General features: G+C 68.5%; 12 protein-coding genes and 1 rRNA gene. 8 read left to right on the top strand and 5 right to left on the bottom strand.

Annotated features, from left to right (window positions below; genetic code table 11):
* Positions 1–29 precede the first annotated feature (29 nt).
* Positions 30–464 carry a nitroreductase family deazaflavin-dependent oxidoreductase gene (locus tag ACWGCN_RS18990; RefSeq protein WP_378992654.1) on the bottom strand — a complete coding sequence of 145 codons (435 nt, stop codon included), beginning with the start codon at positions 462–464 and terminating at the stop codon, positions 30–32.
* 97 nt (positions 465–561) lie between these two features.
* Here ACWGCN_RS18990 and ACWGCN_RS18995 point away from each other — a divergent pair, with 97 nt between their 5' ends.
* Positions 562–777, top strand: a complete 216-nt coding sequence (locus ACWGCN_RS18995) for a hypothetical protein (protein ID WP_379316668.1) — start codon at positions 562–564, stop codon at positions 775–777.
* A 40-nt stretch (positions 778–817) separates the two neighbouring features.
* Here the strand turns inward: ACWGCN_RS18995 and ACWGCN_RS19000 are convergent, their stop codons facing one another.
* Positions 818–3,649, bottom strand: a complete 2,832-nt coding sequence (locus ACWGCN_RS19000; RefSeq protein WP_452459861.1) for a helix-turn-helix transcriptional regulator — start codon at positions 3,647–3,649, stop codon at positions 818–820.
* A gap of 158 nt (positions 3,650–3,807) precedes the next feature.
* On the opposite strand from ACWGCN_RS19000, the gene ACWGCN_RS19005 reads away from it, so the two are divergent.
* Together ACWGCN_RS19005 and ACWGCN_RS19010 are read left to right on the top strand one after the other, a co-directional pair.
* A complete protein-coding gene (locus tag ACWGCN_RS19005; protein ID WP_378992660.1) occupies positions 3,808–4,164 on the top strand; it encodes a nuclear transport factor 2 family protein in 357 nt (118 codons plus the stop codon).
* 26 nt (positions 4,165–4,190) lie between these two features.
* Positions 4,191–4,610, top strand: a complete 420-nt coding sequence (locus tag ACWGCN_RS19010) for a hypothetical protein (protein ID WP_449971445.1) — start codon at positions 4,191–4,193, stop codon at positions 4,608–4,610.
* Positions 4,611–4,682: 72 nt separating this feature from the next.
* Here ACWGCN_RS19010 and treY read toward each other — a convergent pair whose 3' ends face one another.
* The 3 genes from treY to ACWGCN_RS19025 form a co-directional block, all read right to left on the bottom strand.
* Complete coding sequence (treY, locus tag ACWGCN_RS19015) at positions 4,683–7,070, bottom strand: malto-oligosyltrehalose synthase (protein WP_378992690.1); 2,388 nt, start codon at positions 7,068–7,070, stop codon at positions 4,683–4,685.
* Positions 7,071–7,118: 48 nt separating this feature from the next.
* Complete coding sequence (gene glgX, locus ACWGCN_RS19020) at positions 7,119–9,221, bottom strand: glycogen debranching protein GlgX (RefSeq protein WP_452459862.1); 2,103 nt, start codon at positions 9,219–9,221, stop codon at positions 7,119–7,121.
* A gap of 67 nt (positions 9,222–9,288) precedes the next feature.
* Positions 9,289–9,834 (bottom strand): cupin domain-containing protein, encoded by a 546-nt coding sequence (locus tag ACWGCN_RS19025; protein ID WP_378992663.1) that lies wholly within the window; start codon positions 9,832–9,834, stop codon positions 9,289–9,291.
* 35 nt (positions 9,835–9,869) lie between these two features.
* On the opposite strand from ACWGCN_RS19025, the gene ACWGCN_RS19030 reads away from it, so the two are divergent.
* From ACWGCN_RS19030 to ACWGCN_RS19050, 5 genes are all read left to right on the top strand, one after another.
* A complete protein-coding gene (locus ACWGCN_RS19030; protein ID WP_378992664.1) occupies positions 9,870–10,331 on the top strand; it encodes a MarR family winged helix-turn-helix transcriptional regulator in 462 nt (153 codons plus the stop codon).
* A 60-nt stretch (positions 10,332–10,391) separates the two neighbouring features.
* Positions 10,392–11,669 (top strand): adenosylmethionine--8-amino-7-oxononanoate transaminase, encoded by a 1,278-nt coding sequence (locus tag ACWGCN_RS19035; RefSeq protein ID WP_452459863.1) that lies wholly within the window; start codon positions 10,392–10,394, stop codon positions 11,667–11,669.
* Positions 11,666–12,865, top strand: coding sequence for an 8-amino-7-oxononanoate synthase (locus tag ACWGCN_RS19040; protein WP_452459864.1), 1,200 nt, complete (start codon positions 11,666–11,668; stop codon positions 12,863–12,865). The genes ACWGCN_RS19035 and ACWGCN_RS19040 overlap by 4 nt, the downstream gene beginning before the upstream one ends.
* The gene (gene bioD / locus ACWGCN_RS19045) at positions 12,862–13,542 is read left to right on the top strand and encodes a dethiobiotin synthase (RefSeq protein WP_452459865.1); all 681 of its coding nucleotides are present in this window, start codon (positions 12,862–12,864) and stop codon (positions 13,540–13,542) included. Before ACWGCN_RS19040 ends, bioD begins: the two co-directional genes overlap by 4 nt.
* A 440-nt stretch (positions 13,543–13,982) precedes the next feature.
* Positions 13,983–14,338, top strand: a 16S ribosomal RNA gene (locus ACWGCN_RS19050); the annotation flags it as partial.

Consider the following 14,338-nt stretch of genomic DNA (forward strand, 5'->3'; position numbering starts at 1 on the left):
ACCACGGCGGATGGGCTCGGACCTGCGGTTCAGCGCGGCGTGAGGACGAAGACCGGGATCACGCGATCGGTCTTCTTCGTGTACTCGTCGTAGTCGGGCCACACGGCGACCGCGCGCTCCCACCACTGCGCTCGCTCGTCGCCGGTGAGCTCGCGCGCGGTGTAGTCCTTGGTGGTGGTGCCGTCGCGCAGTTCGACGTGCGGATCGGCCTTGATGTTGTGGTACCAGACGGGATTCTTCGGCGCCCCGCCCAGCGACGCGACGACGGCGTACTCGCCGTCGTGCTCGACCCGCATCAGCGGCGTCTTGCGCAGCTTGCCGGTCTTGGCGCCCTTGGTGGTGAGCAGGATGACGGGCTTGCCCTGCAACGAGGTGCCCTCGGCGCCGCCGGAGTTCTCGTAGGTCTCGGCCTGTTCGCGTGCCCAGTCCGAAGTGCTCGGTGCGTACTCTCCTGTGAGTGGCATGACCTGCACAACGAACCATCGCCCTGTGATGTTCCCGATAGAGCCACTCGAACAAGTTCGGTGGACCGAACTTCGATGTACGCCTATCCTGGTCTGCATGGCAGTGCTCACCTCATCGGCAGCATCCGCGACCGTCGACATCGCGGGTAGTGCTTGGCCGGTCTACAAGCTCGAGGCGCTCGTTGCCGCGCTCGTGGTCGCCGCGCTGCTGCTGCTGATCATCGGGTCGCCGCAGGTCGCGGTGCTGGCGGCCGCCGCGGTCGCCGCCGTTCGCTGGACCGTCGGCGCCACCCGCACCGCGTCGCGCCACTGATTCGGGCACCAGGCCAGGTTCGTGCACCCCGGATGGCGGATCATTCCGTCAGGTCGAGCGAACTCAACTCACCGCGCGACAGCACGCCCAGCTTCGGATACGCCTTGTACAGGTGATGGCCGACGGTGCGGTGACTCAGGAACAGCCGTGCCGCGATCTCCCGATTCGACAATCCCTGCGCGGCCAGCCGCACGATCTGTGATTCCTGCGGGGTGAGCAGGCTCAGCGGGCCGCCGCTCGCACGCGTACCGGTTCCGACACCGAGCGCGCCCAGTTCGGTGCGCGCGCGTTCGCTCCACGGTGCCGCGCCGAGCCGATCGAACAGCGCTGTCGCCTGTTCCAGCTGGGTCCGCGCGTCGACCTTGCGCTTGTCCCGGCGTAGCCACTCGCCGTAGAGCAGCCGAGTGCGGGCTTCGTCGAACGGCCGGTTGGCGGCGAGCGCGGCCACGAAATGCTGTTCGGCCGCCGGGCCGTCGGCCAGCAACGCCCGGCCACGGGCCGCCAGCGCCGCGATCCACTCCTGCTCGGTCCGCTGCGACCAGGCGGTGAGCCGATCCAGCGCCTCGGTCGCGCGGTCGGTCGCGCCGAGCCGAACCGCCACCTCGATCTGATCCGGCAGTGTGCGCAGCCCGATGACGTGGTGCCGCGCCGGTTCGATCGTCATCTGCGCGAGCTCGGTCCTTGCCTGCTCCAGCCTGCCTTCACCGAGGGCCAGCAGCGCCACGGCCGCGTGCGCCCACGACGCACCGACCGCGCCCGGCCCGCCGAATTCCTCGGCCGCCGCCCGCTGGGCATGGTCGCGACACGCTGCCGAATCACCCTGTAGCGCGGCGAGATACGCGAGAAATGCGTGGATCTGACTGATCCACTGCGCCTGTCCGATGTCCTGTGCGATCCGCAGCCCTTCCTCGGCCGCGATCCGGCTCTCCCTCGGTCGCCCGCCGAACAACAACCCCTCCGATCGGAAGAACAGCAGCGGCGCCAGCAACCCGATCCGCCCCTGCTCCCGGCATTCCCTGATCAACTCGCCGGCCAGTTCCTCGACCTGCTCGTCCTGCCCGACGACCAAACCGCTGCCGCACAGCTGCACCAGGTCGGCCGGACTGTCCGCCCCGCCGGTCCGGGCGGCGGCCGCCGCGTCCCGCAGGTCGGCGACCCGCTGACCCGTCACCGACCCGGTCAGGTAGCGCGCGATCGGCGTCGCGGGGTCTTCCTCCATCAGCCGCAGCGTCGCCAGGACATCGGCGACCTCGTCGAGCTCATCGGGTCCGAGGTACCAGGCGGTGTGCACGGCCTTGGTCAGAATCCGGGCCGCGCCACGGGGATCGGATTCGCGCATCGCGACGGCCGCTGACATCAACCGCCGATGCGCGGAACCCGGTTTGCCGCCCGCGAATTCGGCTTGCGCCCGCACCAGGTCCAGCCGCAGCGCGAACGCGGCTCCGCCTTCCTCGGCCGCACTGCCCTGCTCGCCGCCCCCGCCGACTACCCCGGCAGCGCCGACAGCCTTTCGTTCGCCAGGTCGCGCCGCCTGCTGCGCCGGGCCGCCGGTTGCTGGCGCGCCGGGGGCATCGCCCGCCGGCTCGCGGACGTCGCTCCACAGGGACGCGGCTCGCTCGGCCAGTCGCTCTGCGCGGTCGGTGAGGCCCGCCTCCGTCGCGGACTCGGCGGCGAGGACGAGTCTGCGCACGCGGGCGTTCGTGTCGATGCTCAGCGCGGCCGCGCGATCGTAGGCGGTCACGGCGGCATGGAGGCCGTGGCGGCGCCGGGCACGGTCGGCTGTGTGCTCGAGTGTGGTGGCGGTGTTCTCGTCGGGACCTGTTGCGGCACTGGCGAGATGCCATGCCCGCAGGTCCGCGGTGTCGTCGCCGCTCAGTGCGTCGGCCAGGGCGCGGTGGGCGGCCAGCCGGTCGGTGAGCGCGGCGCCTTGATACACCGCCGACCGCAGCAGTGGGTGGTGCCAGGTCAGCACCTGACCGTCGGTGCCGATCATGCCCGCGTCCTGGGCGGGTTGCAGATCCCGCAGTGACGCACCGAGACCGGCCGCGGCACGCAGGATCGGCGCCAGGTCCGCGGCACCGGCCGCCGCCGCGACCAGAAGCACGGTCCGCGTCGACGCGGGCAAGCGGGTGACGCGGCCGTGGAAGGCCAGCTGTAACCGCTGCGACAACGGCAGCGGATTCGCGTCGTCGACACTGCCGTCGCCGACAACTGCCGGAAGCTCCAGCAGCGCAAGGGGATTACCGCCCGACTCGGTGAGCAATCGATACCGGACGGCCGGACTCAGCGGGGTCGTACCGGCATCGAGCAGTGCCGCCGACGCCTCGGGACGCAGACCGGACAGGGCGAGTTCTGGCAGCCCGGGCGCGGGAAAATCCTGCGGTCCCGAGCGCGTGGCGAACAGCATCACCACTCCCTCGGCCTCGAGCCTGCGCGCCGCGAACAGCAGTGCCTCCGCGCTGGCCCGGTCCAGCCAATGCGCGTCGTCGATGAGGCACAGCAGCGGCCCGTCGGCTGCCTCCTCGGCGAGCAGGGTCAGTACCGCCAGCCCGATCAGCATCCGATCGGCGGGTGCGCCATCGCCGAGCCCGAACGCCGACTCGAGCGCGTCACGCTGCCGCGACGGCAGGTGGCGCACGAGCTCCATACCTGGCCGGACCAGCAGATGCAGTGCCGCGAAGGGCAATTCGGCCTCGGACTCGATCCCCGCGCTACGCACTGTCGGAACACCTTGCGCTGCCGCGTAATCCAGCAGCGCGGTCTTCCCGATCCCGGCCTCGCCGCGCACCACCATGGCCCCGCTTCGCCCCGCGCGCGCCCCGCTGAGCAGGTCATCGATCCTGGCCTGTTCGGCATCGCGTCCGTGCAGCATGGGCTCCACCGTATCGCCGTACCGGTACCGCGGGCAGCCGCGCCGGGAAAAGTACCTATACGCGACTGATTCGACCGACCCCCCTCGCGCCATAACGTTGTGCCCATCGCAGGAACTACCAGCGAAACACCAGCTCACAACCTATTTCGGAGGTCGAGATGAACACCGTCGTCGCACAGTACCTGGAAGCGTGGAACACCCGCGAGCCCGCCGCCCGCCGCTCCGCCGTCGCCCGTCTGTTCACCCCGCGGGCCCGCTACGTCGACCCGCTGGTCGCGGTCACCGGCCACGCCGAACTCGAGGCCGCCATCGCCGGTGTCCAGGCTCAGTTCCCCGACTGGACATTCACCCTGGCCGGTCCCGTCGACGCCCATCACGACCAGGTCCGCTTCACCTGGGGCCTCGGCCCCGCCGACGCCCCCGCCGTGGTGATCGGCTTCGACGTCGCCGTCCTCACCGACGGCCGCATCGACAGCGTCTACGGCTTCCTCGACCAGGTTCCCGCCACCACCTGACCCCTTCGCAGCCAAGGAGATCCGCCATGACCACCACCGCTCCGTCCCGCCTGTCCGCGTTGTTCGCCTCCGGCGAGAACCTGCTGCGGCTGTCGCTGCGCCTCGACGCCGTCGTCACCACCGCCAACGGCCTGGCCTACCTGGCACTGGCGCAACCACTGGAACGGCTGCTCGGACTCGATGCCGGTGTCGGCCTCGCGATCGGCGCGTTCCTCACCGCCTACGGCCTGGCCGTCGCCGTCGTCGGCCGATCGGCGCCGGTCAACCGGGCTGCGGCGTCGGCGGTGGCGATGGGCAACACCGTCTGGGTCGTGGCCAGTCTCGCCGCGCTGTCGACCGGTGCGCTCGGTCTCACTACGGTGGGTGTGGTGTGGGCGGTGATGCAGTCGGTGACTGTCGGCGGTTTCGCCGCGCTGCAGTATCTGGGACTACGTCGTAGTCGCTGAGCTGGACACGAGGGACCGGCTCGCGCAGTGTCGGTCCCTCGCGGGTGCGCGCCTTCTGGCCCGTGAGTGCTGTCAGCGCACCAGCAACGCGACAGGAAGTCGAGCGAACAGTTTGTCCACCCGCGCACTCCCCGCGAAGGTGTTCCCGGTGAGCCGATCGGTCCAGTTGCCCTGCGGCAGCGGCAAAGTGGTGTCCAGCCAGCCCGTCGTGCCGAGCCCGACCGAATGCCGGGTCGCCGCCACGATCACCTCCGGCGCTTCGCCCGCGGGCCCCCGCCCGTAGGCGATGAACCGATGCGCGTGCTCACCGATGGCATAGAGCGGGCGGTACATCCCGCCGACGAAGCACTCCGGCCGCTCCCGGCGCAACCACAGCGCGTAGGCGACCACCCACATCTTCGCCGCGCCGGTGGTGTCCAAAGTCGGTGTGTCGGTGAGTGACTGGAGCATCCCGACCCGGGTGGCGAAGTTCACCGGCCGCCGGTTGTCGGGGTCGACGAGGGAGTCCTCCCACAACTCGGTGCCCTGATAGATATCGGGAATCCCCGGCGCGCCCAGCTGCAAGAGCTTCTGCGCCACCGCGTCCGACCACGCGTGCGGCGCGAGCTCGTGGGCCAGATCGCCGATGCCGGTACCGACCGGTCCATCGATCACCGCGTCGAGCCAGCCGTGCACGGCCGATTCGAACGCCGCGTCCGGCTCCTCCCAGGAAGTCTTCGTGCCCGCCTCGCGAATCGACTTCTCCGCGAACATGTGCAGCCGGTCCCGCAGCCCCGGCACCGACGAGGCGGGTCGCCCGTCGGCGGGCCACACCCCGAACATGTTCTGCAACAGGAACAACGCGGTCGCCCCGTCGGGCGCGGGGGTGGTTTCCAGCCAGCCTCGAACCCGCTGCGACCAGACATCGGCGACCTGCGACAATACCCCGATCCGGGCACGCACATCCTCTCCGCGTTTGGTGTCGTGGGTCGAGATCGTGGTCATGGTCGCGGGCCAGCGCTGCGCGCGTTCACTGTTGGACAGGTGGAAGTCGTTGACGGAGTGGCCGAATCGGGCCGGATTGCCGCCCACCTCCTGCAGCGACACCAGCCGCGCACCCTGATAGAACATCGTGTCCTCGACCGATTTGGCGGTGATCGCCCCACACACCTGCGAGAACCTCGTCGCCGCTTCACCCCCCACCGACAGCGCGGTCACCAGCACCGACAGCGGCGCCGTCAGCTCGGCGTTGCGCTTCTCCACCTCCGCCACGACCGCGGCCGTCATCCCGGCCAGCGGTGCGTAATCCACCCGGTACACCGGCATGAAAGCCAGTACCTCGATGGTCGCGTTGCTCACCGCGAGAGTGTCGAAACTGCCCGCGTTGCCGTCGCGTTTGATCGCGGCGACCAATCGCCGGATCTCCGGCGCCAGAATGGTTTCGGCGACAGCGCGTTTGATCCGATGCTCGGTTTCACCGAACCACGCCCGGTCGCTGCCGTGCCCCGCGACGTGTTGGGACAGTTCGGTCAGCGTCGCCTCGCCCGCCGGATCGATCAGCACTCCACCGAGATCGGCGAGCGCGTCGTAGCCGGTGGTGCCGTCGACCGGCAGCGTCGCGTCCAACGGCTCGCGATTGGCGAGGATCTTCTCGACGAGCAGGAGCCGTTGCGGCCCGATCAGCCTGCGCAACCGGGTCAGATACGCGCTCGGATGCGACAAGCCGTCCGGATGATCGACGCGAACGCCGTCGATCAGATCGTGTTCGCACCAGGCCGCCAGCTCCCGGTGCGTCGCCTCGAACACCTCCGGGTCTTCCTGCCGGATCGCGGCCAGACTGTTCACCGCGAAGAACCGCCGATACGTGCACACCCCGGCCTTCCAGCTCACCAGCCGGTAGTGCTGGCGGTCGTGGATGCGCAGTGCGTTGTCACCGTCGGTGCCCGCCGCGATCGGGAATCGCAGATCGTGCAAGGCCAGCATCGGTTCCGCGCCGGACCGGTCGACGGTGAGCGCGGCCGGGTCGTTCTCGTTCTGCAGGACCGGCAGCGCCAGCCGCCCGCCCGCGCCGTTGCCCGAGCTCCAGTCGATGTCGAAATACTTGGCGTACTGCGACTTCTGGCCGTTGCGCAGCACATCCCACCACCACCGATTCTGTCGCGGATCGGCGACACCCACATGGTTGGGCACCAGGTCGACGATCAATCCCATACCCCGGCTCCGCACTTCGTCGGAGAGCGCTTTGAGGCCCGTCGGCCCGCCGAGCGCGGCGGAGACCGTGGTGGGGTCGGTGACGTCGTAACCGTGCGTCGACCCGTGCGTCGCGGTGAGGATCGGCGACAGGTACAGGTGCGAGATACCCAGTTGCTGCAGGTATTCGGCGATGGCGCGGGCATCGGCGAAGGTGAGCGCGTCGGGGCGCAACTGCAACCGGTAGGTGCTGCGCACCGTGCCCGCCCGGACGGGCGCGCGGTGCAGCATGGTCAGCGGGTCGGTCACATAGGTCTCGGTCATCGTCTCGCTCGGCGGCTAGGTGGTTCGGCGCAATACGAGCAGGCAGCGGCTGGCGACCGGCAGCGTCGCCGCCGCGGCGTACACCGCGTCGGCCGCGCCGGTCGGGGTCGAACTATCCAGGGCGAGCGACCACTGCGCGCCGAACTCCGGTCCGGGCAGTACGAAATCGATCGCTTCGTCGTGCGCATTGAAGCACAGCAGGAACGAGTCGTCGGTGATGCGCTCACCCCGTGGACCCGGTTCGGCGATGCCGTCACCGTCGAGCAGCACGGCCAGTGATTTCCCGAAGCCGCTGTCCCAGTCGTCGTTGGTCATCTCGGTGCCCGCGGGCGTGAACCAGGCGATCTCGCGTCGGTGACCCTGATCGTCGCTCGGCCCCGCGGCCAGGAAGCGGCGACGCCGGAAGATCGGATGGTCGGTGCGCAAGGCGATCACCGTGCGGGTGAACTCGAGCAGGTCGGCATTCGACTCCGCCAGCGACCAGTCCATCCACGCCACCGGCGAATCCTGGCAGTACACATTGTTGTTGCCGAGCTGCGTGCGTCCGATCTCGTCACCATGGGCGAGCATCGGCGTGCCCTGACTCAGAATCAGCGTGGCCAGCAGATTGCGTTGCTGACGTGCACGCAGCGCGAGGACCCGGGGATCGTCGGTCTCACCTTCGACACCACAGTTCCAGGATCGGTTGTGGCTTTCACCGTCCCGGTTGCCCTCACCGTTGGCGTCGTTGTGCTTCTCGTTGTAGGACACCAGGTCGCGCAGCGTGAAGCCGTCGTGCGCGGTGACGAAGTTGATGCTGGCACCGGGCCTGCGGCCCGTCGACTCGTACAGATCCGACGACCCGGTGAGCCGAGAGGCGAACTCGCCCAGTGTCGCGGGCTCCCCGCGCCAGTAGTCACGCACTGTGTCCCGGTATTTGCCGTTCCACTCGGTCCACAGGCTGGGGAAGTTGCCGACCTGGTAGCCGCCTTCGCCCACGTCCCACGGTTCGGCGATGAGCTTGACCTGACTCACCACCGGATCCTGGTGTACCAGGTCGAAGAACGCGGAAAGCCGGTCCACGTCGTGCAATTCGCGTGCCAGGGTGGCGGCGAGGTCGAAGCGGAAGCCGTCGACGTGCATGTCCAGAATCCAGTACCGCAGCGAATCCATGATCAGTTGCAGCGTGTGCGGATGCCGGACATTGAGGCTGTTGCCGGTGCCGGTGTAGTCCTTGTAGTGCTCGGGGTCGGCCTCGTCGAGCCGGTAGTAGGCGGCGTTGTCGATCCCGCGCAGGCTCAGGATCGGCCCGTTGTGGTTGCCCTCGCCGGTGTGGTTGTAGACGACGTCGAGAATCACCTCGATGCCCTCGGCGTGCATCGCGCGCACCATCGCCTTGAACTCCGCGACCGCACCGTCGCCACGCGGCCGGGCCGAATACTGGTTGTGCGGTGCGAGATACCCGATGCTGTTGTAGCCCCAGTAGTTGCGCAAGCCCTGATCGGTGAGCACGTGATCGTGGAAGAACTGGTGCACCGGCATGAGCTCGATCGCGGTGACGCCCAGCGACTTCAGATGCCCGATGATCGCCGGATGCGCCAGGCCCGCATAGGTGCCGCGCAGGTCCTCCGGGATATCCGGGTGCGTCATCGTCAGGCCCTTGACGTGCGCCTCGTAGATCACCGTCTCGTGGTACGGCCGGTTCGGCGGGCGGTCGGGGCCCCAGTCGAAGAACGGGTTGATCACCACCCCGGTCATCGTGTTGCCCAGCGAATCCAGCCCGTAGGTATAGAGCGAGGGATCGTTGACGAATTCGCCGTCGAACGCTTTCCCGTACGGGTCGAGCAGCAGTTTGCTGGGGTCGCAGCGCAATCCGAGCTCCGGATCGTACGGACCGTGGACCCGAAAGCCGTACCGCTGCCCCGGGGTGACGGAGGGCAGGTAGGCGTGCCAGACATAGCCGTCGACTTCGTCGAGGTCGACGCGGGTCTCGGAGCCGTCCTTGGCGATCAGGCAGAGCTCGACCTCGGTGGCGACTTCGGAGAACACCGAGAAGTTCGTGCCGCCGCCGTCGTAGGTCGCGCCGAGCGGATACGGGGTGCCCGGCCACACCTCGGGTCGGTCGTTCGGGCTCGACATGCTACGACAGTAATGGAACCCCGGGCCCCACCGCGCACGATGTGACCGGCCGCTCGCTGACCGCCGCTCAGGCCGATGTGGTCGCGAGCAGCCGCCGCGCGTAGCCCGTGCGCCGCGCGAGCCCGGCCAGTCCGCCGAAGATCAGCCGTTGCAGGAATGCGGGCGGACCGGCGAGATAGCCGTCCTGGTACTCCCACAGCAGCCCGAGGGCGAGCGGATTGCGGGGCAGTTTGCTCGTCGTCGTCTGGTTCGCGTTGTCGAGGCCGCTCCAGAACGCGAACATCTCCCAGTGCCGCAGCGGCGGACGGATCACGTGGTCCATCACGGTGTCGCCGGCTTCGTTCCAGAACTCGTGGACGACGCGCGGCGCAGCGGTGACCGTGTCGCCGGGCTTCGCGACGATCTCTTCGCCGCCGATCCGGAAGCGCACCTGACCGGTGCGAACGGTCCAGGTTTCGCTGATCTCCGGATGCCAGTGCGGGCCCGCTTCGCGGCCGACGTGGGGCAGTACGTGTTCGAGTCGGAGATAGGCGCCCTGCGCGTCGGCGCCACGATCGACGAGCGTGACCCGATGCCCGTTGCGAAAGGTGAGGACGGAACCGATGTCAGCCATGATCCAGGTATAAAGGTAACCTTCCTATTATGTCAATGGCTGAGCGGTCCTCCTTGCTGAAACTGCTGGTCCAGGCGGCCGATGCCTACGAGCGCGCGCTGAACCCCGCGCTGCGCGCCGGGCTCGGAACCGATCTGCGCCCAGCGCACTACGCGGTGTTCCGATACCTCGCACCGGAAGGCTCCCGGGTGACCGCGCTGGCCGAGGCCGCCGGAATGACCCAGCAGTCGATGGGGGAGTTGGTCACGCACTTGGAGAAGTGCGGATACGTGGAGCGCGCGCCCGATCCCGCGGACGGGCGCGCGCGGCTGGTGGTCACCACCACGGCCGGTCGGGAGGTGATGGCGCTGGCCGGGCAGCACATCCAGCGCATCGAACGGATGATCGCCGCCGAGCTGGGCGCGGAATCGCTCGCCGTGGTCCGCGACGCCCTCGCCCGGCTCCCCGCCGCGATCGCCCATCATGCCGACACCCCGCCCGCCGATGACGGCAGGTGATAACTTGAACAGTGTTCAAGGCTGTCGTCTCGGCAGCACCGGGCGACGACGAGGAAACCTGTGGACCTGACCCCCGAGCAGATCACCGCCCTCGATGCCGAACACGTCTGGCATCCCTACGGCGGATTCCCCGCGACCACCGAGCCGCTGGTCGTGGCGAGCGCGGCAGGAACGCGACTCACTCTCGCCGACGGCCGCGAACTCGTCGACGGGATGAGCTCGTGGTGGGCGGCCGTCCACGGCTACTGCCACCCGGTCCTCGACGCGGCCCTGCTCGCGCAATCCCAGCGCATGAGTCACGTGATGTTCGGCGGGCTCACCCACGAACCGGCCACCCGGCTGACCCAACTGCTGGTCGAACTCACGCCCGCCGGTCTCGACAAGGTCTTCCTCTGCGACTCCGGCTCCGTGTCGGTCGAGGTCGCGACCAAGATGTGCCTGCAGTACTGGCGCGGCGCCGGGCGCCCGGCGAAGAACCGGCTGCTCACCTGGCGCGGGGGATATCACGGCGACACCTTCACCCCGATGAGCGTCTGCGACCCCGATGGCGGCATGCACTCCCTGTGGACCGACGTCCTCACCGAGCAGGTCTTCGTCCCCGCGCCGCCACGAGAGTTCGAACCCGGATACGTCGCCGAGCTCGAACGCGCCGTCGCCGATCATCGCGACGAACTGGCCGCGGTGATCGTCGAACCGGTCGTCCAGGGCGCGGGCGGCATGCGCTGGCACGATCCGCGCTACCTCACCGAACTGCGCCGGATCTGCGACGACAACGACGTGCTGCTCGTCTTCGACGAGATCGCCACCGGGTTCGGCCGCACCGGCGAGCTGTTCGCCGCCGACCACGCGGGCGTCGCGCCCGACGTGATGTGCGTCGGCAAGGCGCTGACCGGCGGCTACCTCACCCTGGCGGCGGCGCTGTGCACCACGCGGATCGCCGAGACCATCAGCGCGGCACACGGCGGACTGATGCACGGGCCGACCTTCATGGGCAACCCGCTGGCCTGCGCCGTCGCGGTCGCCTCGATCGAGTTGCTGCGCTCGCGGGACTGGCGAGGCGAGGTGTCCAGGATCGAGTCGGAGTTGCGGGCCGGCCTCGCGCCGCTGGCCGAGCTGCCCGGTGTCGCCGAAGTCCGCGTGTTCGGCGCGATCGGCGTCGTCGAACTCGACGAACCCGTCGATATGCGCGCCGCGACCGATGCCGCCGTCGACGCGGGCGCCTGGCTGCGCCCGTTCCGCAATCTCGTCTACACGATGCCCCCGTTCATCAGCACCAGCGCCGACATCGCCGCCATCACCGAGGCCGTGGGCGCGGCGGTGAAGGCCTCGATCGCATGAGCCCGACCGTCCTGAACGGTGTTCAAGTATGCTGCTCAACTGTGAGTACGGATCCGTTGAGCTGGTTGGACGAGCGTGCGGCCGAACGGGTCGACGCGGGGCTACGCAGGCATCTGCGCGAGCGCGTCGCCGAGTCGTCCGCGATCGACCTCGCCTCCAACGACTACTTGGGCCTGCACCGGCACCCGGAGGTCGTCGAGGGCGCGATCGAGGCGGTGCGGCGCTGGGGAGCAGGCTCCACGGGCTCTCGCTTGGTCACCGGAACGACCACCGAGCACGCGCTCCTCGAACTCGAACTGGCCGAATTCGTCGGCGCCGAAACAGGATTGGTCTTCGCGACCGGCTACGCCGCCAACCTCGGCGTGGTCACCGCGCTGGCCGGACGCGGCACCCTCGTGGTCTCCGACGCGGGCTCGCACGCCTCACTGGTCGACGCGTGCAGGCTTTCCCGTGCCAGAGTCGCGATCGCTGCGCACCGCGATGTCGCCGCGATCGAACGACTGCTCGCCGAGCGCACCGAAGAGCGCGCGTTGGTGCTCACCGATTCGGTCTTCAGCGCAGACGGCGATCTCGCACCACTGGCCGACCTGCATCGCGTCACCCGTGCGAACGGCGCGATCCTGATCGTCGACGAAGCGCACGGACTCGGGGTCCGTGGCGAGGGCGGACGCGGGCTCGTGCACGAGCTGGGCTTGGCGGGTGAACCGGACCTCGTGATCACCGCGACGCTGTCGAAGGCATTCGCCGCCCAGGGCGGCGTCGTCCTGGCCGATGCCAGAATCCGGGCCCACCTCATCGATGCCGCGCGCACCTTCATCTTCGATACCGGCCTCGCTCCCGCCGCCGTCGGTGCGGCTCGCGCCGCGCTGTCGCTGCTGCGCCGCGACCCGTCGATGGCCACCCGCGTCCTCGACCGCGCCGCCGACATCGCCCGGATCGCCGGGGTCCCCGAACCGGATTCCGCGGTTGTTTCCGTCGTCCTCGGCGAAGCTCGAGTCGCCTTCGATGCCGCGCAGGCATGCCGCGCCCGCGGCCTCGACGTCGGCTGCTTCCGCCCACCGTCGGTTCCCGAAGGCACCTCACGGCTGCGGCTCACCGCCCGCGCCGACCTGACATCCGCCGAACTCGAGACGATCGCCGAGGTCCTCGGCGACGTTCTCGCGTCGGCCCGCGGCAAGGAATCGGTGACGGCATGACTGTCCTGCTGATCAGCGGCACCTCGACCGACGTCGGCAAAACCGTCGTCACCGCGGCACTGGCCGCGGCCGCACAGGCGGCGGGACGCACGGTCGCTGTCTGCAAGCCTGCGCAGACCGGCATCGCCCCCGGCGAACCCGGCGACCTCGCCGAGGTCATCCGCCTGACCGGGGTGACCCGCACCCTCGAGCTCGCTCGCTACCCGGAACCACTCGCTCCCGACACCGCCGCGCGGCGCGCGGCCATGCCGCTGCTGACCCTGAGCGAGACCGTCGCCGCCGTCGAATCGCTCGCCGATGCCGATCTGGTGCTGGTCGAAGGCGCGGGCGGACTGCTGGTCCGGATGGGCGAGTTCACCCTGCTCGACCTCGCCCAGAAGATCGGTGCACCGGTACTGGTTGTCGCCGCGGCCGGCCTGGGCACCCTCAACCACAGTGAACTCACCACCCGGACCCTCGCCGCGGCAGGTGTTCCCTGCGCCGGCTTGGTCATCGGCTCCTGGCCGACCGATCCCGACCTCGCGTCCCGGTGCAATCGCGACGACCTTCCGCGAGTCACCGAGACCCCGATAGTCGGCGCGATCCCCGCCGGCGCTGGACAGTGGGACCGCCACCGCTTCACCGCGGCCGCACCGAGCTGGTTCACCGCCGGTCCGCTGCTTGGAAACCGCCCTTGACCAGCCGATTTGACTTCGCGTTTGTCGGCACGTAACTTTATTCGAGTCAGAGCGACACGGACACCGACTCAGCCGCCCAGCGGCCGGGACACGAGGTAGGACGTTGAGCGCCTGACTGATCATGTGTTCAGGGTTACTTGATCGGAACTTGCTTCCGGTGAGCTTCCTGAGCTAAAGTTTGAACCCTTGCCTCACCGAAACCCCTACGAGAAGTTGTGGGTAGACGTGTGTGCGTGTGTTCTTTGAGAACTCAATAGTGTGTCGATGAATGTCAGTGCCAATATTTATATTGGTTCCAGCTTTCATGTACCCCCCGGTCATGGAAGTTGGACATTGAAAAACAACAGCGAAACTTTTTTGCTGGTGTTTGGCTTTGCTAGGTTTTCGGACTCTAGTTTAGATATTTCTGATTTGTGTCTTCGGACATGAGTTGAGAGTCTTCAACGGAGAGTTTGATCCTGGCTCAGGACGAACGCTGGCGGCGTGCTTAACACATGCAAGTCGAGCGGTAAGGCCCTTCGGGGTACACGAGCGGCGAACGGGTGAGTAACACGTGGGTGATCTGCCCTGTACTTCGGGATAAGCCTGGGAAACTGGGTCTAATACCGGATATGACCCAAGGTTGCATGACTTTGGGTGGAAAGATTTATCGGTACAGGATGGGCCCGCGGCCTATCAGCTTGTTGGTGGGGTAACGGCCTACCAAGGCGACGACGGGTAGCCGACCTGAGAGGGTGACCGGCCACACTGGGACTGAGACACGGCCCAGACTCCTACGGGAGGCAGCAGTGGGGAA

It is taken from the genome of Nocardia sp. NPDC055050 (genome assembly GCF_053608345.1).